Raw genomic sequence first — 20068 nt, 5'->3', positions numbered from 1 at the left:
TGCCGGACTAGCTGGCGTGGGCGGCGTCGCGAGCGCGGCGCCGAAGAGCGGGTTTGTCGACCTTTCCGACGGGAAGAAGGGGGAGTTCGTCGACGATGACAAACTCCTTGGGAACCTTATAGTTGGCGAGGTGTTTGCGGCAGAACGCCCGCAGCGTCTCGCCGTCGACGTGCGCCCCCGGGTGGGCCACGACATACGCCGTGCCGACCTCGCCGAAGGTGTCGTCGGGCCGCCCGATCACGGCCGACAGCGCGATCGCGGGGTGGCGCTCGAGGCACAGTTCAATCTCGCGCGGATACACGTTGTACCCGCCCGACTTGATCATGTCCGAGAGCCGGCCGACGAGGCGCAGGTTGCCGTCTGGGCGGAACACCCCGATGTCGCCCGACTTGAACCAGCCGTCGGCGGTGAAGGCGCGCGCGGTCGCCCCGGGGTCGCCGAAGTACTCGGTGAAGAGCCCCGCGTGCTGCAGCTGAATCTCGCCCTGTTCGCCCGGCTCAACCGGCGCGTCATGCGCGTTTGCGAGGCGCACGCGAATGGCAGGATCCGGGTGCCCGACGGTCTCGGCGAGCACCTCGTCGCCCGCGCCGTGCCCGGTGAACGTGATTGACGCAATGGTCTCGGTCATGCCGTACACGGCCATGAGCCCGACGCCGCGGGCGCGGAATAGCCGGATCACGTCGACGGGCAGCGGCGCGCCGCCCCAGACGACGAACTGGAGGCTCGAGAGGTCGCGCGTCGCGAAGTCGGGGTGCAGCGTGATGTACTGCAGCACCGTCGGCACGTTCATGAGGTTGGTGAGGCGCAGCTCCTCGATGCGCTGCAGCATCTCGCCGGGGTCGAACGTCTCGAAGAGGGCGAGCATGCCGCCCGCGATGAGCGTGGTCCCGGTGAGGTCGGCGAGGCAGGCGACGTGGTTGACGGGCAGGTTGCACGGCACCCGAGGCGCGACGATGCCGAGCATGTTCGCCTCGACGCGGGAGGCGTAGACGAGGCCGCGATGGGTGAGCACCGCGCCCTTCGGTGCCCCGCTCGAGCCCGACGTATAGACGATCGTCGCGGGGGAGTCGGGATCGACTACGGCCGGGGTGAACGGCACCGGATCCGGCAGGGCGGGAAGCTTCGCCGAAGGGGAGCCAGGCCCCACCAGGAAGCGCCCGGGCACGTCGAACTCGTCGGCGAGCGCCGCGACCTCGGCCGCCAGATCGCGGTCGTCGATCGCGGCGGGCGACAGGATGACGCGGGGCCGCGCGTTGCCGATCACGTGGGCGAGCTCGCGGCTCGTATAGCGCGGGTTCAGCCCCACCCAGACCGCGCCGATGCGATTCGCGGCGAGCAGCGCGACGAGAAACTCCGGGCGCGGAGCCGAGAGCTGTGCGACGCGATCTCCAGGGCGAACGCCCGCGGCGGTCAGCGACGCGGCCATCGCGTTCACGTCCGCATCGAGTTCGCGGTACGAGCGCACGCGGCCGTCGTGCCAGACGGCGTCGGCGTCGGGGGTCGTTCGCGCGTAGTGGCCGAGGTAGTCGGCGAAGGTACGGTGCTCGGGAAGCGTGAGCGTCATCAGCTGGCCGGGCCCGCGACGTTCGCGCCGTCTTCCCGGGTGGCGAACAGCGAGAGCCAGCGGGCGACCATCGCGGGCTTCTCGGCGCCCTCGATCTCGATGACGTTGTCGGTCTTCACGAGCACGGTGCCGTCGGGGCGCGGCTCGACCTCTGCGAGCGTCGCGACGCAGCGGATGCGCTGGCCGAGAAAGACGGGGGAGGTGTAGCGCACGCGGTCCATGCCGTAGTTGAAGCCGTAGATGCCCTCGCCCGCGACGGGGCTGTGGTTGAAGTGGAACGCCGTGAGCAGGCTCGTGAGCAGGAAGCCGTCAACGAGGGAGGAGCCGAGCGGGTTATTGCGGCTCGCCGTGAGGTCGGTGACGCTCGGGTCGAGGTAGGTCGCGTACGCGAATTGGCTGAGGTGGTCGGCGTCGATCTCGAGCCAGTCGGAGGTGAAGAACTCCTCGCCTACGTGCTCGCTCAGGTCGGTCAGGGCAATGGCGCGGCGCTGCGGCATCAGATCTCCAAAAGATAAGTAATTAGTTACCTTATTGTGTGGGTGGTGCCGGGGCGCGTCAAGAGCTGCCGGAAAACTGGGCACTATGGTGAACTCATGCAGGAAGATTCACCTGACGCGACGGCGCGTGCCAGTGTCACCGCGCCGCGCCGTGTGCCGCGGCAGGAACGCGGACGGCGTGCCGTGGAATCGGTGCTCGCCGCGACGAGCGAGCTGCTCGAGGAGTCGGGGTTTGACGGGTTGACCACCGCGCTCATCGCGGAACGCGCCGGCGTCAACATCGCGACCGTGTATCGGTACTACCCGAACAAGTTCACGATCGTGCGCGAGCTTGCGGTCGAGCTCGAGGAGGAGCGGTCGATCGCCGCAGTCTCGGCCCTGCGGGTGCTCGAGGACGGCGCGAACTGGCGCGAGCCCGTGCGCCACGCGATCTCGGCGATGGCCGAGCTGCGCACGAGCCGGCCGGGCGCGCGTGCGATCCGCCGGGCCCTCCAGTCGTCTGCGGAACTTTGGGACCTCGACCACGAGGTGAACGCCCGGACCGCGCAGGCGATCTCGCGCTTCCTGCGGGCGGTGCAGCCGACGCTCGACGAGGTCGAGGCGCGAAACATCGCGCTCACCGTGGTCACGACGGTCGCGAGCCTGCTCGATCTGACGATCGACGACGCCGAGCAGGAGGCCTCGGTGCAGGCCGAGCTCATCGCGATGGTCGAGGCGTACCTGGCGAGGCGGCTGGAGGGGTGACGGAGTGGCCACGCTGAATGTAGAGTGCATCCCGCGAGAGCAGGAGACCGATGTCGGTTCGGCGAGTCTTGGGTGGGGGATTCACCGCAGTGCTGGTGTTGCTCGTCGCGGCGCGGACCGCGAAGGCCGACGCGCCCGGGCTTCGCACCCGGCCTGCAGCGATGATACGTTAGCCGAGGCCCAACGCGGGTCGCAACACGATGGACGAACGGTGGTGGGCAGCTATGGCTGGTGATAGAACGCGCTCTGCCCCGTTCGCGGTCGTCGTGCCTGCCCAGAGCCACTAGGCCGGGCCTCGCGCCGGGGTGGCGCGCTCTCGAACCTCCCATGCGAGGTGGCAACCGGTGTACCGTCGGATTCTGACGGGCACTGTGCCCCTCGCTGCTGTCCCCACGCTCTCGTCACCTGAACAACGGAGCAAGCCCATGGCCCTCATTGACAACGCAATCTACGTCGCAGGAGCGCGCGTCTCGAGCCCGAAGAACCTCGACGAGACATACGAACAGCTCCACCAAAGCGGCGGCATGGCCTGGATTGGACTGTACCGCCCCGATGACGCCGAGATCCTCAGCGTCGCGCAGGAGTTCGCACTGCACCCGCTCGCCGTAGAAGATGCGCTCAAGGGGCATCAGCGGTCCAAACTCGAACGTTTCGGCGAGACGCTCTTCGTGGTGCTGCGCCCGGCTCGGTACCTCGACGCCGAGGAACAGGTGGAGTTCGGCGAGGTGAGCCTCTTCCTCGGGCCGGGCTTCGCCGTGACGGTCCGTCACGCCGAGAAGCCGGATCTCGCCAACGTGCGCCTCCGGATGGAGGCGAACCCCGAGCTGCTCGCGCTGGGGCCCGAAGCAGTGCTGTACGCCGTACTCGACGAGGTGGTTGACGCCTACGCGCCGGTGATTGCGGGACTCGAGAACGACATCGACGAGATCGAGGACCAGCTCTTCGGGGGCGACCCCTCGGTGTCGCGGCGCATCTACGAACTGCTCGGCGAGGTGATCGAGTTCCAGCGGGCGACGGTGCCGCTGCGCGGCATGCTCGACTCGCTGCTGCGCGGGTCCGAGAAGTATCAGGTCGAGGTCGAGCTGCAGCGCTCGTTTCGCGACGTGCTCGACCACGTCCTGCGCGTCACCGAGCGCGCCGACTCGTTCCGCGTACTGCTCGAAAACGCGCTGACCGTGCACGCGACGCTCGTGACCCAGCAGCAGAACGACGAGATGCGGCGGCTGTCCGAGGCGGGGCTGGCGCAGAACGAGGAGACCCGGCGGCTCTCGGAGGTCGGTCTCGCGCAGAACGAAGAGGTGAAGAAGATCTCGGCCTGGGCCGCGATCCTGTTCGCCCCGACGCTCGTGGGCACCATCTACGGCATGAACTTCGACCACATGCCCGAGCTGCACTGGTCATTCGGGTACCCCATGGCGGTCGCGGCGATGGGCGTGTGTGGCTTCGTGCTCTACAAGGTCTTCAAGCGGCGGCGCTGGCTGTAACGGCAGGATCCTGCCGGGTCATGTGGGCCTACCCCGCTGCGCAGAATTCGTTGCCCTCGGGGTCGCGCATGACCCACCAGCGGCCCGCCGGCCCCTGATCGACGTGCTTCACCCGGCTGGCGCCGAGCTGCTCGAGGCGCACGACGAGGCCTTCGAGATCGCCCGAGTCGTCGTGCAGATCGAGGTGCAGTCGGTTCTTGACGACCTTGGCTTCGGGGACGGCCTGGAACAAGATGCGACGGCCCTGTCCGACGCCGCTCAGGCCGTCGTAGGGCTCGTCGGGGTGTCGCACCGCGGCGAGCCCGGCGAAGCGCTGGCCTCCCGCGTAGTCGACCACGGCGGCCGGGGGCAGCTGGCCGGCGGCGAGCAGCTGCGCGATCAGCACGCTCGGGTCCTCGACCTCGTAGCCGAGCGCGGCCGCCCAAAAGTCCGCAAGCCGATTGGGGCCGGCGCAGTCAACAACGAGCTTCCAGTGCAGGGCCATGCGGCCATCGTAGGTCGGGGGAGCGTCCGTGTGAAGTGCCCTGGCCCCGATCGAGCAGACCCTAGGCGCCGCACCCCGTGAGGACCTCGGCCATGGTGTTTCGTTCAGCGTCGGTCACCCAGAGCCCGTACCTCGCCTTCACCGCGATCTGGCGGGAAACATACTCGCAGCGGAATGTGTGATTCGGCGGCAGCCAGCTCGCCGCGTCCGAGTCGCCCTTGGACGAGTTGGTCGGGCCGTCGACGGCGAGGAGGTTCAGCGGGTCGTTCGCGAGCGCGAGTCGCTGTTCGGCACTGATCTGCTGGGCGCCCTTCTGCCAGGCATCCGAGAGAGCGACAACGTGGTCGATCTGGACGAGGGGCGAGGTCGCCTCGCCGTGCTGGAACTGCATCGCCACACCCGTGTAGGGGTCGATAAACGAGCCGGCCAGCACGACGCAGCCGTTACTCGCGAGCTGTGTCACCGTCAGGTCGCGGGCGAGCACGTCGTTGCGGGTGTTACAGCCGTTGCGGTCGAGGTCGTACCAAGGCTGGCCGAATTGGGACTCGCGGCCGTACCCGGTCTTGGGTGCCCGGCCCTTGACCGGGAGTGTGGCAAGCTGCGCGCTCGCGGCGGCGGCATCGACGGGTGGGCGGGTAGGATCCTGCGTTACTCCGTCGGGAACAGGAGCTTCCGGAGCCGGAACCTCGGTCGAGGGAGGCAGATCCTGCCAGGCGTCGCCGGAGGCGTCTGCGGGCGCGAGAATCGAGGTGAGCTTGCCCAGCGGGTCGTCGACGATGAGCGTGCCGACGTACACGACGCCGAGGGTGATCGCGACGGTGACGAGGGCGCGGAGCCGGCGCTGGGCCTGGCGCTTTCTGCGCTGGCGGAGGGTGCGCTGGACGGCCTGGCTCGCGGTCATGCTGGGCCGAGCGGGTCAAATGTGCGCATCAGTCAAGCCTAGCCGGAGCCTCCGACGCCGGTCGCCGGGCGGTATGCCGACCGTTCGCAGTTTCCCCGTTCAGTTCCGCGCGTTTTTACCGTTGAGAACGCGCGTTACTGACCGCGGAACCGGGCGGGGTTGGCGGCACGCGGCGGTCGGCGGCAGACAACGGCCTGGCCGCCCTACCGCCGCCCCAGCGTCGAGTCGCGCGCGATCAGCTCGGGCTGGAAGACGATCTGCTCGCGCTGTTCGGCGCCGGCTGCCTCGCGCAGCAGCAGGTGAAGCGCCGTCTTTCCGATCTCGACGGACGGCTGGCGCACCGAGGTGATGGGCACGACCGCCGCACTCGCGAAGTCGATGTCGTCGTACCCGACGAGTGCCACATCTTCGGGGACCCGCAGCGAGCTCGTCATCACGAGGGCCTGGATCACCCCCATGGCAAGGAGGTCGTTGGCGGCGAAGATCGCGTCGGGCCGCTGCCCCTCGGGGAGTGCCGCGAGCTGCTCGGCCACGCGTCGCCCTTCGAGCACGGTGAGCGCCTCGGTCGGGTGCACGGTGAGTACCGTGTCCGCGCACTGCGCGACGACGGCCTGCGCCCCCTCGAGACGATGTGCCACCTGTTCGATGTCGAGGGGGCCGCCGATGAACGCGATCCTGCGCCGCCCGATGTCGACGAGGTGCTGGGTGGCGACCCGGCCGCCCTCGACGTCGTCGACCGAGACCGACGAGAACGAGCGGTCAGAGCTCCCGCGGTCAACGAGTACGACGGGCGTGCCGGACTCGCGCAGGCGCCAGAGCCTGCTGAGGTCCGTGCGGACGGGGGAGATGAGCACCCCCGCGACCCGCTGCTCTTCGAACAGATCGAGCAGCGCGGATTCGCGTTCGGTCGATTCGTCGCTGCCGCCGAGCAGCACGGTGTATCCCTCGCCCAGCGCCTGGTTCTGGGCGCCGTGCGCGAGATCGGTGAAGAACGGGTTGCGGGTATCGAGCACGATCAGCCCGACGGTGTGGCTGCGGCCGGCTCGGAGTTGCCTGGCGGCGTCATTGCGCACAAACCCCAGGCGCTCGATGACCGCGAGCACGCGTTCGACGGTGGCGGGCGAGACGATCTCGGGGCGATTGAGCACGTTCGACACGGTGCCCACGGAGACCCCGGCCTCGCGGGCGACATCGCGCACGTTCATGCTCATACTTTCAACCCCTCCTGCACTCGCGACAGATGAATGCCGATGTGCGGCGTCGCGACTCCGAGTCTATCCCTGGATCATTGAATCGCTTCAATAACGATGAGGGTGTTTCTTGATCTCGACTTGACGTGACTGCGGCAGCGTGCATACACTCGGCGTGACCTGCTCGTTGAAACGTTTCAGAAATCACTCGGAAACGCGTTGGAAATCGTGCAGGGTACGTCAGTTTCGCAGCCCACGCGGCAGGAAGTCTGTGATCAATGAAGACACAACACGCTCACGAGCCCATGCTCGAATTGCGCGGCGTCGCCAAGGCGTTCGGGCAGGTGATTGCGCTGCGCGATGGCAGCCTCACGTTGCACCCCGGCTCGATCCACGCCCTCGTCGGCGAGAACGGTGCGGGTAAATCCACCGTCGTCAAGATCATCGCCGGGCTGTATCGCCGCGACGGAGGGGAGATCCGGCTCGCAGGCGAGGTCGTCGATTTCGCGACCACCGCCGAAGCAAAGGACGCGGGTATCGCGGTCATCTACCAAGAGCCGACGCTGTTCCCCGACCTCTCGGTCACCGAGAACATCTTCATGGGGCGCCAGCCGCTTGGCCGCTTTCGCCGCATCGACCGCGGGCGCATGCGCACCGAGGTCGAACAGCTCTTCGCCCGCCTCGGCGTCTCGATGGACCCCGAGCGCACGGCGGACGGGCTCTCCATCGCCGACCAGCAGATGATCGAGATCGCAAAGGCCATCTCGCTCGACGCACGCGTGCTCATCATGGACGAACCCACCGCCGCCCTCTCGGGCATCGAGGTGGAACGGCTCTTCCAAGTGGCACGGGCGCTGCGCGACGAGGGCCGCGCGCTGGTGTTCATCTCGCACCGCTTTGATGAAGTCTTCGCGCTCTGCGACACCATCACCGTCATGCGCGACGGCAGCTATGTCTCAACCACGGCCATCGCCGACACCGACCCCGACACGGTCGTCGCCGAGATGGTCGGCCGCGAAATCACCGAGCTCTTCCCCAAGACGGTCGCCGAGATCGGCGCCCCGGTGCTTGAGGTGAGTGGGCTCACGAGCCCCGGCGTCTTCACCGACATCAGCTTCACGGTGCACGCGGGCGAGATTGTCGGCCTGGCCGGCCTCGTCGGCGCAGGCCGCAGCGAAGTCGCCCGTGCGATCTTTGGCGTCGACGGCTACCGCAGCGGCAGCGTCCGCGTCGCGGGTGAGGTGGTGCCCAAGAAGCAGCCGACCGCGGCAATGCGCGCGGGCCTCGCGCTCGTCCCCGAGGATCGCCGCAAGCAGGGTCTCGTGCTTGACGAGAGCGTGGCGCGCAACACGGCCTCTGCCGTTCTGGGCTCGATTTCGAAGCTCGGCTTGGTGACGAACGGCGCCGAGATGCGGGCCGCGCGCCCCTGGTCCGAGAAGCTCGAGGTCAAGGCGAACGCGATGACCACCCTCACTGGCACGCTGTCGGGTGGCAACCAGCAGAAGGTCGTGCTGGGCAAGTGGCTCGCCACTGACCCGCGCGTGCTCATCATCGACGAGCCCACTCGCGGCATCGACGTGGGTACGAAGTCAGAGGTGCACCGGCTGCTCTCGGCGCTCGCCGGGCAGGGCTTGGCGATCCTGATGATCTCGAGCGAGCTTCCCGAGGTGCTCGGCATGGCCGACCGCGTCGTGGTCATGCGCGAGGGGCACATCACCGCGACGATCGACCGTTCGAACGCCACTCAAGAGAACGTCATGCGCGCGGCAACTCAGGGCGCGAACGACGAGATGGAGCCTTCCGCATGAGCCTCGTGACCGCCACCCCCGTGCAGACGGGCCCGAAGCAGAGCGGCTTGGTGACTGCGCTCGGCAAGCTGACGCGCGCCCGCGAGGCGAGCATTGTTTTGGCCGTACTCGTCGTCGTGTTCGCGGCGACGCTCAAGAATCCGAACTTCCTCTTCTCTGCTGACGGCTACCGCGACCTGTGGCTGACGCCCTCGCTGCTCGCGCTTGTCGCCGTAGGCCAGGCCGTAGTGCTCATCACTCGCAACGTTGACCTGTCGGTCGGTTCGGTGCTGGGCCTCAGCGCGTACCTGACCGGTCGGCTCTTCATCGACCTCCCGGGTCTGCCGGTCATCGTCGTGATCGCGATCGCTGTGATCTTCGGCGGTGTGCTGGGCCTCATCAACGGCGCGCTGGTCGCCTTCGCGCGAGTGCCGGCACTCGTCATCACCCTCGGCACGATGTATGTCTATCGCGGCATCAATGTCTGGTGGACGGGCTCCGACCGCATTAACGCCTCGGACATGCCGAAGTCCTTCCTGGCCCTCGGCACCGCACAGTTCCTGACGATCCCGGTGCTGACGATTATCGCGCTCGTCGTGCTGATCGCCGTCGCCTGGTGGATGAAGAACACCCGCGGCGGGCGCGAGAGCTACGCAATCGGATCTGACCCCGGCGCGGCCGAGCTCTACGGCTTGCCGGTGACGCGGCGCATCCTCACCGCGTTCGTCCTCTCGGGCGCGCTTGCCGGGTTCGCCGGCGTGCTCTACGCGGCACGCTACGGCACGATCAGTTCCCAGGCAGGATCCGGCTGGGAGCTGGAGGCGGTCGGCGCCGCAGTGATTGGCGGCGTCGCGATCTTTGGCGGCGTCGGCAGCGTCTGGGGCGCGGCGATTGGAGCGATCCTGCTCCTCACTATTAACCGTGCGCTCCCGGTGCTGGGGGTCCCCGACTTCTGGCAGCGCGCGGTCGTCGGCGTCCTCATCATTGGCGCCATCGTGCTCGACCGGTTGCTTTCGCTCCGGCAACACCGAAAGCTCATCGAAGAGCGGGAGATTCAGCGATGACCACCCTCACCACCGGTCCTGTGACGACCAGCTTCAAGCCGATCGCCAATTACGATCGACCGCTCTGGCAGCGCATCTTCATGACCCGAGAGATGGCCATCATCGCCCTCTTCCTCGTGGTCGTCGTCGTCGCGGCACTCATCGTGCCCAACTTCGACAGCAAGTTGACCATGACGTACTTGCTGCTCGATATGTTCCCGATCCTGATCATCGCGCTGCCGATGACGGCGATCATCGTCACGGGCGAGATCGATCTATCGGTCGCGAGCGTCGTCGGGCTCTCGAGCGTGCTGACCGGCGTGCTCACACAGGCGGGGGTTCCCTTCGGGCTCACCATTGTGCTGGCCGTCGTCGCCGGTGTGCTCGCAGGGGCCTTGAACGGGTTCCTCGTCACCGTCGTCGGCTTGCCGTCGCTCGCCGTGACGATTGGCACGCTCGCGCTGTATCGCGGGCTCGCGGTCGGCCTGCTCGGCACGACCGCGGTCACGGACTTCCCGGAGTTCTGGACCTCCCTCGCGAAGGCCAAGATCGGCGATACCGGGGTTCCGGTCGTGGTGATCCTGTTCGTGGTGCTCGCGATCGCGTTCGCGGTCATGCTCCACCTGACGCGGTTCGGCCGCGGGGTGTTCGCGCTCGGGCTGTCGCCCGACGCCGCGCGCTTCTCGGGAGTGAACGTCGAGCGCACGAAGTTCCTGCTGTTCGTGTTCTGCGGCGGGGTATCAGCCCTCGCCGGGGTGTACTACACGCTGCGCTACGGCAGCGCCCGCGGCGACAACGCCACCGGCATGGAGATGCAGGTCATCGCGGCAGTGCTGCTCGGCGGCGTCTCGATCTTCGGCGGGCGCGGCGCAATGCACGGCGTCATCGCCGGCGTGCTGCTGATCGGCGTGCTCGGCAGTGCGCTGCGCCTCGCGAACGTGACCTCCGACGTCATCAACATCATCACCGGCGTGCTGCTGATCGCCGCGGTGGTGTCGTCGAGCGTCTTTGCGGCGTTCCGCAACCGGCGACGATCCGGTCGCCCGCTGAAGCTCGCGGGCTCCACCACGCCCTAGGGCGCCCTCACACCAATCCGAATGATGTACCCCCAACAGCCTCGCCCGAGGGCGAGACAACGAAAGGAAACCCGAACAATGTGGTTCAACACGCATAAGAAGGCCGGGGCAGTGCTCGCGCTGGCTGCAACGACCGCCCTCCTCCTCTCCGGTTGTGGTGCGAGCTCGGACTCAGGCAGCGACGCCGGCTCGGGCGACGGTGCTGGCGCAAGCGTGACCTTCCTGCCGAAGAACCTCGGCAACCCCTACTTCGACACGTCGAGCAAGGGTGGCAAGGCGGCTGTCGAAGAGTTCGGCGGCACCTTCAACGAGGTCGGTCCCGCTGAAGCAACCCCTGACGCACAGGTGAGCTTCATCAACACCGCGATGCAGCAGGGCGTGGGCGCGCTCGCCGTCTCGGCGAACGACCCGAAGGCCATCTGCGATGCCCTGAACGAGGCTCGCGACAACGACGTTAAGGTCGTCACGTTCGACTCGGATACCAACGTCGAGTGCCGCGACCTGTTCGTCAACCAGGCGGATGCCGAAGGCATCGCCAAGGTGCAGGTCGACATGATTACCGAGCAGATCGGTGACGCCGGCCAGATCGCCGTGCTGTCCGCCTCGGCCAACGCGACGAACCAGAACGCCTGGATCGACATGATGAAGGAAGAGCTCGCGGCGAACCACCCGGACGTCGAACTCGTCGAGGTTGTCTACGGCGACGACGACGACCAGACCTCGTTCGACAAGACTGCGGCGCTGCTGCAGACCTACCCGGAGCTCAAGGGCATCGTTTCGCCGACCACCGTCGGCATCGCGGCAGCGGCTCGATACCTCTCGACCTCGGACGCGAAGGGCACGGTCGCGCTGACCGGTCTCGGCACCCCGAACCAGATGCGTGAGTTCGTTGAGGACGGCACCGTCACCGAGTTCGCACTCTGGAACCCGGAAGACCTCGGCTACCTGACCGCGTTCGCGGCGAACGCTCTGGTTGCCGGCGACATCACCGGTGCAGAGGGTGACACCTTCGAGGCGGGCAAGCTCGGCGAGTTCACGGTTGGCGCCGACGGCGTCGTCCTGCTGGGCGAGCCCTACCGCTTCAACACCGAGAACATCGGCGACTTCGACTTCTAAGTCGCCACGCTGGCGCAGGATCCCGGCCGGGCAGGGCCCGGGATCCTGCGCCAGCACCCAGCCAGCTGCACCACAGTGCGCCCCCACCGCACCACCGCCTGAACCGGAGAACCGATGCGCGTCTGCTTCCAAATGCAGGTCAAGCCTGACCGCCTGGCGGAGTATGCAGAGCGGCACGCGGCCGTCTGGCCAGACATGCTGCAGGCCATCGAAGACTCGGGCCGGCACAACTATTCGCTCTTTCTCCGCGACGACGGGCTGCTCATCGGCTACTACGAGGTCGAGGACGACCAGGCTGCGCAGCGGGCCCTCGAACAGGATCCGCGAACGGCCGAATGGGAAACCCAGATGGCCGAACTCTTCGTCGCCTCATCGGGCCGCCCCGACCAAGAGGCCCCCAGACTCACCGAGGTGTTCCATCTCGAAGACCAACTCTCCGGGCATCGCTCGGCCACAGATCGCGCCGCGGGCGCGTCACCAGACAGAAAGCACACACCATGAGCTCCATGCTGACTCCTGACATGCTGGCCGTTCTCGAACGCCAGGCCATCGAAGTCCCCTCCTGGGCCTACGGAAATTCGGGAACCCGCTTCAAGGTGTTCGGCACACCGGGCACCCCGCGCGACCCGTTCGAGAAGATCGCTGACGCGGCGCAGGTCCACCGCTACACGGCGCTCGCGCCGGCCGTCGCGATTCATATCCCCTGGGACCGCACCCCCGACTACGGGGTGCTCGGTGAATTTGCCGAGGCGCAGGGCGTCGAGATCGGCACCGTGAACTCGAACACGTTCCAGGACGACGCCTATAAGTTTGGATCGCTCACGCACGAGGACGCGGCGGTGCGCCGGCAGGCCATCGATCACCACCTCGAGTGCATTGACATCATGCACCAGACGGGCTCGCGCGATCTCAAGATCTGGCTCGCCGATGGCTCGAATTACCCCGGCCAGGCGGACCTGCGCGGCCGACAGGATCGCCTCCACGAGTCGCTGCAGGAAATCTACGCCCGGCTCTCGGGCGAGCAGCGCATGGTGCTTGAGTACAAGTTCTTCGAGCCGGCTTTTTACCACACCGACGTACCCGACTGGGGTACCTCGTACGCCCAGGTGGCGGCGCTGGGGGACCGCGCAATGGTCTGCCTCGACACGGGCCACCACGCGCCCGGCACCAACATCGAGTTCATCGTGATGCAGCTGTTGCGCCTCGGCAAGCTCGGCTCGTTCGACTTCAACTCCCGCTTCTACGCCGACGACGACCTGATTGTCGGTGCTGCCGATCCGTTCCAGCTGTTCCGCATCCTCTTCGAGGTGCTGCGCGGCGGCGGGCTCGACGTCGACACGCCGGTCGCGTTCATGCTCGACCAGTGCCACAACGTCGAGGACAAGATCCCGGGCCAGATCCGCTCGGTGCTCAACGTGCAGGAGATGACGGCTCGCGCGCTGCTCGTGGACCGCGAGGCGCTCTCCGTCGCGCAGCGCGCGGGCGACGTGCTCGGCGCTCACGCGCTGTTCATGGACGCGTTCCAGACCGACGTTCGCCCGGCGCTTGCCCAGTGGCGTGAGTCGCGCGGCATGGCCGGCGACCCGATGGCGGCGTACGCGGCCTCGGGCTACTTCGAGAAGATCTCTGCCGAGCGCGTGGGCGGCACCCAGGCGAGCTGGGGCGCATAGGGCGCTGCCCACCAAATTTGATTCAACGCATCACGCAGAAGGAACGCGACTCATGACGAACAACACAGCAGCTGCACTCATCGCTCGTTCGAACAGCCTCGGCGCCGATAAGAAGAACACGAACTTCGCTGGCGGGAACACTTCGGCAAAGGGCGTTGACCGCGACCCGGTCACCGGCGACGAGGTCGAGCTCATGTGGGTGAAGGGCTCTGGCGGAGACCTCGGCACGCTCACGGAGAGCGGACTGTCGGTGCTCCGCCTCGACCGCATGCGTGCGCTCGTGAATGTCTACCCTGGGCTCGCCCGCGAGGACGAGATGGTCGCGGCGTTCGATTACTGCCTGCACGGCAAGGGCGGTGCGACCCCCTCGATCGATACCGCGATGCACGGGCTCGTGAACGTGGCGCACGTTGATCATCTGCACCCCGACTCGGGCATCGCGATCGCGACTGCGGCTGACGGCGAGGCGCTCACCGCGAAGATCTTCGGCGGCAAGGTCGCCTGGGTCCCGTGGCGCCGCCCCGGCTTCCAGCTGGGCCTCGACATGCGCGCGATCCAGGAGGCGAACCCCGACGCGATCGGTTGCATCCTGGGCGGCCACGGCATCACCGCCTGGGGCGAGACGAGCGAGGAGTGCGAGCGCAACTCTCGCTGGATCATCGACACCGCAGCGGCGTACATCGCTGAGCACGGCTCGAAAGCGCCCTTCGGGGGCACGGTGGCCGGCTTCGAGGCGCTGCCCGAGGCCGAGCGCCGCGCGCGTGCCGCGGCCCTCGCGCCCGCCATCCGCGGCCTCGCCTCGCGCGACAAGCCCATGGTCGGCCACTTCACCGACAGCGACGCCGTCCTCGACTTCCTCGCCAGCGAGAAGCTGCTGCCGCTCGCGGCCCTCGGCACGAGCTGCCCCGACCACTTCCTGCGCACCAAGGTGCGCCCCATGGTGCTCGACCTGCCGACGACCGCGACGCTCGACGAGCAGCTCGCCCGCCTGCGCGAGGTGCACGAGGCCTACCGTGCCGACTACCGCGCCTACTATGAGGCGCACGCCGACGACGCGAGCCCCACGATGCGCGGCGCAGACCCGCTGATCGTGCTCGTCCCCGGCGTCGGCATGTTCAGCTACGGCGTCAATAAGCAGACCGCCCGCGTCGCCGGCGAGTTCTACGTCAACGCGATCAACGTGATGCGCGGCGCCGAGTCGCTCTCGACGTACGCCCCGATTAGCGACGCCGACAAGTTCAGCATCGAGTACTGGGCGCTCGAAGAGGCGAAGCTGCAGCGGCTGCCGAAGCCGAAGTCGCACCAGGGACGCATCGCGTTCGTCACGGGCGCGGCCTCGGGCATCGGCAAGGCCATCGCCACGCGCCTTGCGGCCGAGGGCGCGTGCGTCGTCGTCGCCGACCTCGACCTCGAAAAAGCACAGGCTGCCGCGGCTGAGCTCGGAGGTACGGACGTGGCGATCGGCGTCGCCGCAAACGTGGCCGATGGGGCCGCGGTGCAGGCAGCAGTTGACGCGGCGGTGCTCGCCTTCGGCGGCATCGACCTCGTCGTGAACAACGCCGGCCTGTCGCTCTCCAAGCCCCTGCTCGAGACCACCGAGAAGGATTGGGACCTGCAGCACGACGTGATGGCGAAGGGCTCGTTCCTGGTCTCGCAGGCCGCTGCCCGTGCGCTGATCGCGCAGGAGATGGGCGGTGACATCGTCTACATCTCGTCCAAGAACAGTGTGTTCGCCGGCCCGAACAACATCGCCTACTCGGCGACGAAGGCTGACCAGGCACACCAGGTGCGCCTGCTCGCGGTAGAGCTCGGCGAGCACGGGGTGCGCGTCAACGGCATTAACCCCGACGGCGTCGTGCGTGGCTCCGGCATCTTCGCCTCGGGCTGGGGCGCGAACCGCGCCGCGACCTACGGCGTCGACGAGCAGGATCTCGGCCAGTTCTACGCGAACCGCACCATCCTCAAGCGCGAGGTTGTCCCCGAGAACGTCGCCGACGCGGTGTACGTGCTCACCGGGTCGGAGCTCTCGCGTACGACCGGGCTGCACATCCCCGTCGACTCCGGCGTTGCGGCGGCATTCCTGCGATGACGAAGCGGGCGAAGACCGCTGGGGCGGTCGCAGCGGTAGACCTGGGAGCGACGAGCGGCCGGGTCATTGTCGGGCGGGTCTTGGACGGCACGCTTGACATGCGGCACGTCTCGCGGTTCGCAAACGACCCCGTGCGCACGCGCGACGGGCTGCACTGGAACCTGCTCGAGCTCTACCGGCAGGTCGTCCTCGGGCTTTCGGCCGCCGAGCGCGAAGAGCCCGGCGAGATCGCGAGCGTGGGCATCGACTCGTGGGCGGTCGACTACGGGCTCATGCGTGGCGGACGGCTGCTCGGCATGCCGTTCCACTACCGGGACGAGCGCAACGACACGGGGGTTGCCTCCGTTCACTCGCGCATCGGCGCCCCCGAGCTCTACGCGCGCAACGGCCTCCAGCACCTGCCCTTCAACACGGTGTTCCAGCTCGCCACTGAGGGTGAACTGCTGGGCTTTGCCGACCAGATGCTGCTCGTGCCTGACCTGCTCAACTTCTGGCTCACTGGCCAGGTGGCGGCCGAGCGCACAAACGCGTCTACAACGGGCCTGCTCGACGCGCGCACGGGCGAGTGGGACCTAGAGCTCGCATGCCGACTGGACATTCCCGAGCGCCTGCTGCCGCGGCTCATCGATGCCGGGGCGCCGGTCGGCAGGCTCATCCCAGAGGTCGCGCGAGAGGTCGGGCGCACGCTCGAGGTCGTCGCCGTGGGCTCGCACGACACCGCCTCAGCGGTCGTCGCCATCCCGAACACGGGGACCGATTTCGCCTACATCTCGTGCGGTACCTGGGGCCTCGTCGGCCTCGAGCTTGAGGCCCCCGTGCTCACCGAGGCGGCGCGCGCCGCCAACTTCACGAACGAGGGCGGCGTCGACGGTCGCACCCGCTTCCTGCACAACGTCATGGGCCTGTGGCTCGTGTCCGAGTCGCTGCGCCACTGGGAGCCGACGGCGACCGATGCCCAGCGCGCGAGCCTGCTCGGTGAGCTGCTCGCCGAGGCGGCGCGCGTGTCACCCGAGGTGCCGGTGTTCGACGTCAACGACCCGGCCTTCATGCCCACGGGGGACATCCCCGAGCGCATTCGCGGCTGGTATCGGGCGCACGGCGAGCGCGTTCCCGAGACTCGGGGCGAGATCGTGCGCTGCATCATCGAGAGCCTCGCCCAGGCGTTCGCCGAGGCGGTCGTCACGGCCGGGGAACTCGCTGATCACGACGTCAGCGTGATCCACCTGGTGGGCGGGGGTTCGCAGAACGCTCTGCTCTGCCAGGCGACCGCCAATCGATCGGGCAAGCGCGTCGTCGCGGGCCCGATCGAGGCCACCGCGATGGGTAACCTGCTCGTCCAGGCCCGTGCCATCGGGCAGGTGGGATCCGGCCTCGAGGCCATCCGCGAGGTCGTCCGCCGTTCCACACACGTCTCTGAATATCTGCCTGAATAGGGGTCACCCATGGTGAAACGTCAAGTACCCAACCCCAGTGAGCTTCTCGACCTGATGAAGTTCAAGAAGCCCGAGATGAATGGGCGAAAGCGCAGGCTCGACCGCGCGCTCACGATCTACGATCTGCGCACGATTGCGAAGCGCCGCACCCCCACGGCAGCCTTTGACTACACCGACGGTTCGGCCGAGGGAGAGTTGTCGCTCAGCCGTGCACGCCAGGCCTTCGAAGACATTGAGTTCCACCCCTCGATCCTGCGCGACGTGTCGAGGGTCGACACCAGCACGACCATCTTCGGCGGCCCGTCGGCGATGCCGTTTGGTATCGCGCCCACCGGCTTCACTCGCCTCATGCAGACCGAGGGTGAGATTGCCGGGGCCGGGGCGGCCGCGGCCGCAGGCATCCCGTTCACCCTCTCGACGCTCGGCACCAGCTCGATCGAAGACGTGAAAGCGGCCAACCCGAACGGTCGCAACTGGTTCCAGCTGTACGTCATGCGCCAGCGTGAGATCAGCTACGGGCTCGTCGAGCGCGCGGCCGCTGCCGGTTTTGACACCCTCATGTTCACGGTCGACACTCCGGTGGCCGGGGCGCGGCTGCGCGACAAGCGCAACGGCTTCTCGATCCCGCCGCAGCTCACCGCGAAGACCATTCTCGACGCGCTGCCGCGCCCGTGGTGGTGGTGGGACTTCCTGACGACCCCGAAGCTGGAGTTCGCCTCTCTTGCAACAACCGGTGGCACCGTCGGCGAACTGCTCGACTCGGCCATGGACCCGTCCATCTCGTTCGCTGACCTCGAGATCATCCGGGGCATGTGGCCCGGCAAGCTGGTCGTGAAGGGCGTGCAGAACGTCGCGGATGCGAAGAAGCTCGTCGATCTTGGCGTCGACGGGATCATTCTCTCCAACCACGGCGGGCGTCAGCTCGACCGCGCTCCGATCCCGTTCCACCTGCTGCCCGAGGTGGTACGTGAGGTCGGCCGCGATACCGACATCGTGGTCGACACCGGAATCATGAACGGCGCCGACATCGTCGCGTCGATCGCGCTCGGAGCAAAGTTCACGATGATCGGCCGCGCCTACCTCTATGGACTCATGGCGGGCGGACGGGAGGGGGTCGACAAGACGATCGAGATCCTGTCGGATCAGGTCGTGCGCACCATGAAGCTGCTCGAGGTGTCGTCGCTCGAGGAACTCACCCCGGCGCACGTCACGCAGTTGCAGCGCCTGGCGCCACGGACGAGGGTCGCGTCGGGGTTGCCGGTCGGCGAGTAGCCGGCGCCCCACCACCAACGGCAAGTGCGCAGAACCGGCCGGCTGATCCCCTCTGGATCGCCGGCCGGTTCTGCGTGTGCGGAAGCGGTCTGCGGCTACGGGTGTGATCCGCGACCCCCCCCGGCCTACTCGTCCGGCACCAGCACCGGGGTGTCGCGGTTCAGTGACTCGCCGCGGAAGAACGCGCGCGAGCCGGGACGCAGCGCCCACAGCCCCATGAAGACGAAGCCAATCAAGATCGCGCCGATGCCGATCACGAACGCGCCACCCACGCCGAACAGCACCGTGTAGCTGTAGTCGACGCTGATCATGTCGATTGCGGACTGCACGAAGGCGTAGCTGAGCATCAGGCCGCCGAGTGCGGGCAGGATGCCGCGCATCCAGAGGTTGCGTGCGCTGTCGCGCAGCGTGCTGCGGAAGTACCAGACGCAGGCGAAGCTAGTGATGGCGTAGTACAGCGCGACGGCGAGCCCCATCGAGGTGAGCGAGTCGGCAAGCATGTCTTCCGACAGGATCGACATGCCCACGTAGTACACGATCGCGGCGACGCCCATGATGGTGGTGGAGAACCACGGCGTCTTGAACTGGGGGTGCAGGTCGGCGAACTTCGCCGGAAGCGCGCGGTACACCGCCATCGAGAGGGTGCCGCGGGCGGTCGGCAGGATGGTGGTCTGCGTCGAGGACGCTGCCGAGAGCAGCACACCGAGCAGCAAGAACCAGCCCCACGGGCCGAAGAGGGTGCCGCCGAGGACGCTGAAGACGTCGTCGAGGTTCGTCTCGTTGGTGAGACCGAAGCCGGAATCGCCGAAGCCGGCGAACATCATGACGGCTACCGAAACGCCGACGTACAGAATGATGAGGACGGCGATGCTCGACAGCGCGGCACGGCCGGGAGTCTTGCGGGGGTTCTTCGTCTCTTCGTTCAGCGCGAGGCAGGTGTCCCAGCCCCAGTAGATAAAGAGGGCGAGCAGCACGGCTTCCATGAAGCCGGACCACGAGGTGAGCTCCGCCGGGTTGAACCAGCTCCAATCGAACGCCACCGAACCCTCGTAGCTGCCGTTGCTGGCATTGACGAGGGCGAGCACGGCGAACAGCACCATGGCAACGATCTGCACGCTGACGAGCACCATTTGGAGCCGCTCGCCGATCTGTACGCCGATGGTGCTGACAAACGTCATGATGGCCATGAAGACGACCGAGGTGGCGATCACGATGGCACGGTTGTCCGCGAACTCCTGATTGCCGAGCAGCAGCCAGAAGTACTGTCCTGAGATTTCGCCAACGTTGGCGAGCACCATGATTGAGGCGACCGCGACGGCCCAGCCGCCGATCCACCCGGTGATCGGGCCGAAGGCCTTGGTGCTCCAGACAAACGTGGTGCCGCAGTCGGGCATTTCGCGATTGAGCTCCTGATAGGCGAAGGCCGCGAACACCATCGGAATGCACGCGATGATGAACACGAGGGGCGCTTGCGCTCCGACGGCGAGAATCACGTAGCCGAGCGTTGCCGCCAGCGAGTAGAGCGGTGCGGTGGACGCAAGGCCGATGACGGTCGACCCGACCACGCCGAGCGTGCCCTGGTTCAGGCCCTTGCCGACCTTAATGTGGCCAGTTTCGGTGGCGTTGCTGAGGGTGTGTTTCGTCATGCGGCTGCTCCATCACAGTTCTTCGTTGAAGAGAGGACTCCACGAGCCTAGCCGCAATTGTCAGGGTCGTTG

At 67.4% G+C, this 20068-nt stretch carries 17 protein-coding genes; 11 read left to right on the top strand and 6 right to left on the bottom strand.

What is annotated here, in order from left to right:
* Positions 1–7 precede the first annotated feature (7 nt).
* Together KOE53_RS09880 and KOE53_RS09875 are read right to left on the bottom strand one after the other, a co-directional pair.
* The gene (locus KOE53_RS09880) at positions 8–1564 is read right to left on the bottom strand and encodes a class I adenylate-forming enzyme family protein (protein WP_188058342.1); all 1557 of its coding nucleotides are present in this window, start codon (positions 1562–1564) and stop codon (positions 8–10) included.
* Positions 1564–2061, bottom strand: coding sequence for a MaoC/PaaZ C-terminal domain-containing protein (locus tag KOE53_RS09875; protein WP_188044523.1), 498 nt, complete (start codon positions 2059–2061; stop codon positions 1564–1566). The genes KOE53_RS09880 and KOE53_RS09875 overlap by 1 nt, the downstream gene beginning before the upstream one ends.
* A 96-nt stretch (positions 2062–2157) precedes the next feature.
* Here KOE53_RS09875 and KOE53_RS09870 point away from each other — a divergent pair, with 96 nt between their 5' ends.
* Together KOE53_RS09870 and KOE53_RS09865 are read left to right on the top strand one after the other, a co-directional pair.
* Positions 2158–2805, top strand: coding sequence for a TetR/AcrR family transcriptional regulator (locus KOE53_RS09870; protein WP_188058341.1), 648 nt, complete (start codon positions 2158–2160; stop codon positions 2803–2805).
* Positions 2806–3230: 425 nt separating this feature from the next.
* Positions 3231–4289, top strand: coding sequence for a magnesium and cobalt transport protein CorA (locus tag KOE53_RS09865; RefSeq protein WP_188044521.1), 1059 nt, complete (start codon positions 3231–3233; stop codon positions 4287–4289).
* Positions 4290–4317: 28 nt separating this feature from the next.
* On the opposite strand, the gene KOE53_RS09860 is transcribed toward KOE53_RS09865, so the two are convergent.
* The 3 genes from KOE53_RS09860 to KOE53_RS09850 all read right to left on the bottom strand — a co-directional run bounded on the left by KOE53_RS09860 (position 4318) and on the right by KOE53_RS09850 (position 6885).
* Positions 4318–4773: a VOC family protein gene (locus KOE53_RS09860; RefSeq protein WP_188058340.1), complete on the bottom strand. Its 456-nt coding sequence runs from the start codon at positions 4771–4773 to the stop codon at positions 4318–4320.
* A 61-nt stretch (positions 4774–4834) separates the two neighbouring features.
* Positions 4835–5674: an HNH endonuclease family protein gene (locus KOE53_RS13865; RefSeq protein ID WP_188058339.1), complete on the bottom strand. Its 840-nt coding sequence runs from the start codon at positions 5672–5674 to the stop codon at positions 4835–4837.
* A gap of 203 nt (positions 5675–5877) precedes the next feature.
* On the bottom strand, positions 5878–6885 hold the full coding sequence (locus KOE53_RS09850) for a LacI family DNA-binding transcriptional regulator (protein ID WP_188044519.1): 1008 nt from the start codon (positions 6883–6885) through the stop codon (positions 5878–5880).
* 257 nt (positions 6886–7142) lie between these two features.
* Here KOE53_RS09850 and KOE53_RS09845 point away from each other — a divergent pair, with 257 nt between their 5' ends.
* The 9 genes from KOE53_RS09845 to KOE53_RS09805 all read left to right on the top strand — a co-directional run bounded on the left by KOE53_RS09845 (position 7143) and on the right by KOE53_RS09805 (position 18350).
* The gene (locus KOE53_RS09845) at positions 7143–8672 is read left to right on the top strand and encodes a sugar ABC transporter ATP-binding protein (RefSeq protein ID WP_188058338.1); all 1530 of its coding nucleotides are present in this window, start codon (positions 7143–7145) and stop codon (positions 8670–8672) included.
* Positions 8669–9715, top strand: a complete 1047-nt coding sequence (locus tag KOE53_RS09840; protein ID WP_188044517.1) for an ABC transporter permease — start codon at positions 8669–8671, stop codon at positions 9713–9715. The genes KOE53_RS09845 and KOE53_RS09840 overlap by 4 nt, the downstream gene beginning before the upstream one ends.
* A complete protein-coding gene (locus KOE53_RS09835) occupies positions 9712–10770 on the top strand; it encodes an ABC transporter permease (RefSeq protein ID WP_188058337.1) in 1059 nt (352 codons plus the stop codon). Before KOE53_RS09840 ends, KOE53_RS09835 begins: the two co-directional genes overlap by 4 nt.
* A 78-nt stretch (positions 10771–10848) precedes the next feature.
* The gene (gene rhaS / locus KOE53_RS09830) at positions 10849–11886 is read left to right on the top strand and encodes a rhamnose ABC transporter substrate-binding protein (RefSeq protein ID WP_188044515.1); all 1038 of its coding nucleotides are present in this window, start codon (positions 10849–10851) and stop codon (positions 11884–11886) included.
* Positions 11887–12000: 114 nt separating this feature from the next.
* A complete protein-coding gene (locus KOE53_RS09825; RefSeq protein WP_188044514.1) occupies positions 12001–12387 on the top strand; it encodes an L-rhamnose mutarotase in 387 nt (128 codons plus the stop codon).
* A complete protein-coding gene (gene rhaI / locus KOE53_RS09820) occupies positions 12384–13556 on the top strand; it encodes an L-rhamnose isomerase (RefSeq protein WP_188044513.1) in 1173 nt (390 codons plus the stop codon). The genes KOE53_RS09825 and rhaI overlap by 4 nt, the downstream gene beginning before the upstream one ends.
* Positions 13557–13608: 52 nt before the next feature.
* A complete protein-coding gene (locus tag KOE53_RS09815; RefSeq protein ID WP_188058336.1) occupies positions 13609–15645 on the top strand; it encodes a bifunctional aldolase/short-chain dehydrogenase in 2037 nt (678 codons plus the stop codon).
* On the top strand, positions 15642–17078 hold the full coding sequence (locus KOE53_RS09810; protein WP_188058335.1) for a rhamnulokinase: 1437 nt from the start codon (positions 15642–15644) through the stop codon (positions 17076–17078). Before KOE53_RS09815 ends, KOE53_RS09810 begins: the two co-directional genes overlap by 4 nt.
* Positions 17079–17087: 9 nt before the next feature.
* Positions 17088–18350: an alpha-hydroxy acid oxidase gene (locus tag KOE53_RS09805; protein WP_188058334.1), complete on the top strand. Its 1263-nt coding sequence runs from the start codon at positions 17088–17090 to the stop codon at positions 18348–18350.
* Positions 18351–18475: 125 nt separating this feature from the next.
* Here the strand turns inward: KOE53_RS09805 and KOE53_RS09800 are convergent, their stop codons facing one another.
* Entirely contained in the window at positions 18476–19996 is a 1521-nt protein-coding gene (locus KOE53_RS09800) for an APC family permease (RefSeq protein ID WP_188044509.1), read from the bottom strand.
* Positions 19997–20068: the final 72 nt, after the last annotated feature.

It is taken from the genome of Leucobacter sp. CX87, assembly GCF_018682295.1.
Taxonomy (GTDB): domain Bacteria; phylum Actinomycetota; class Actinomycetes; order Actinomycetales; family Microbacteriaceae; genus Cx-87.
The sequence above is the reverse complement of the archived record's forward strand: the minus strand, read 5'-3'. Positions and strand labels throughout refer to the sequence as shown.

Bases quoted from the DNA above. Each gene is read 5' to 3' on its own strand.
- KOE53_RS09880 (WP_188058342.1), bottom strand. From the start codon at position 1,564: ATGACGCTCACGCTTCCCGAGCACCGTACCTTCGCCGACTACCTCGGC.
- KOE53_RS09875 (WP_188044523.1), bottom strand. From the start codon at position 2,061: ATGCCGCAGCGCCGCGCCATTGCCCTGACCGACCTGAGCGAGCACGTA.
- KOE53_RS09870 (WP_188058341.1), top strand. From the start codon at position 2,158: ATGCAGGAAGATTCACCTGACGCGACGGCGCGTGCCAGTGTCACCGCG.
- KOE53_RS09865 (WP_188044521.1), top strand. From the start codon at position 3,231: ATGGCCCTCATTGACAACGCAATCTACGTCGCAGGAGCGCGCGTCTCG.
- KOE53_RS09860 (WP_188058340.1), bottom strand. From the start codon at position 4,773: ATGGCCCTGCACTGGAAGCTCGTTGTTGACTGCGCCGGCCCCAATCGG.
- KOE53_RS13865 (WP_188058339.1), bottom strand. From the start codon at position 5,674: ATGACCGCGAGCCAGGCCGTCCAGCGCACCCTCCGCCAGCGCAGAAAG.
- KOE53_RS09850 (WP_188044519.1), bottom strand. From the start codon at position 6,885: ATGAGCATGAACGTGCGCGATGTCGCCCGCGAGGCCGGGGTCTCCGTG.
- KOE53_RS09845 (WP_188058338.1), top strand. From the start codon at position 7,143: ATGAAGACACAACACGCTCACGAGCCCATGCTCGAATTGCGCGGCGTC.
- KOE53_RS09840 (WP_188044517.1), top strand. From the start codon at position 8,669: ATGAGCCTCGTGACCGCCACCCCCGTGCAGACGGGCCCGAAGCAGAGC.
- KOE53_RS09835 (WP_188058337.1), top strand. From the start codon at position 9,712: ATGACCACCCTCACCACCGGTCCTGTGACGACCAGCTTCAAGCCGATC.
- rhaS (WP_188044515.1), top strand. From the start codon at position 10,849: ATGTGGTTCAACACGCATAAGAAGGCCGGGGCAGTGCTCGCGCTGGCT.
- KOE53_RS09825 (WP_188044514.1), top strand. From the start codon at position 12,001: ATGCGCGTCTGCTTCCAAATGCAGGTCAAGCCTGACCGCCTGGCGGAG.
- rhaI (WP_188044513.1), top strand. From the start codon at position 12,384: ATGAGCTCCATGCTGACTCCTGACATGCTGGCCGTTCTCGAACGCCAG.
- KOE53_RS09815 (WP_188058336.1), top strand. From the start codon at position 13,609: ATGACGAACAACACAGCAGCTGCACTCATCGCTCGTTCGAACAGCCTC.
- KOE53_RS09810 (WP_188058335.1), top strand. From the start codon at position 15,642: ATGACGAAGCGGGCGAAGACCGCTGGGGCGGTCGCAGCGGTAGACCTG.
- KOE53_RS09805 (WP_188058334.1), top strand. From the start codon at position 17,088: ATGGTGAAACGTCAAGTACCCAACCCCAGTGAGCTTCTCGACCTGATG.
- KOE53_RS09800 (WP_188044509.1), bottom strand. From the start codon at position 19,996: ATGACGAAACACACCCTCAGCAACGCCACCGAAACTGGCCACATTAAG.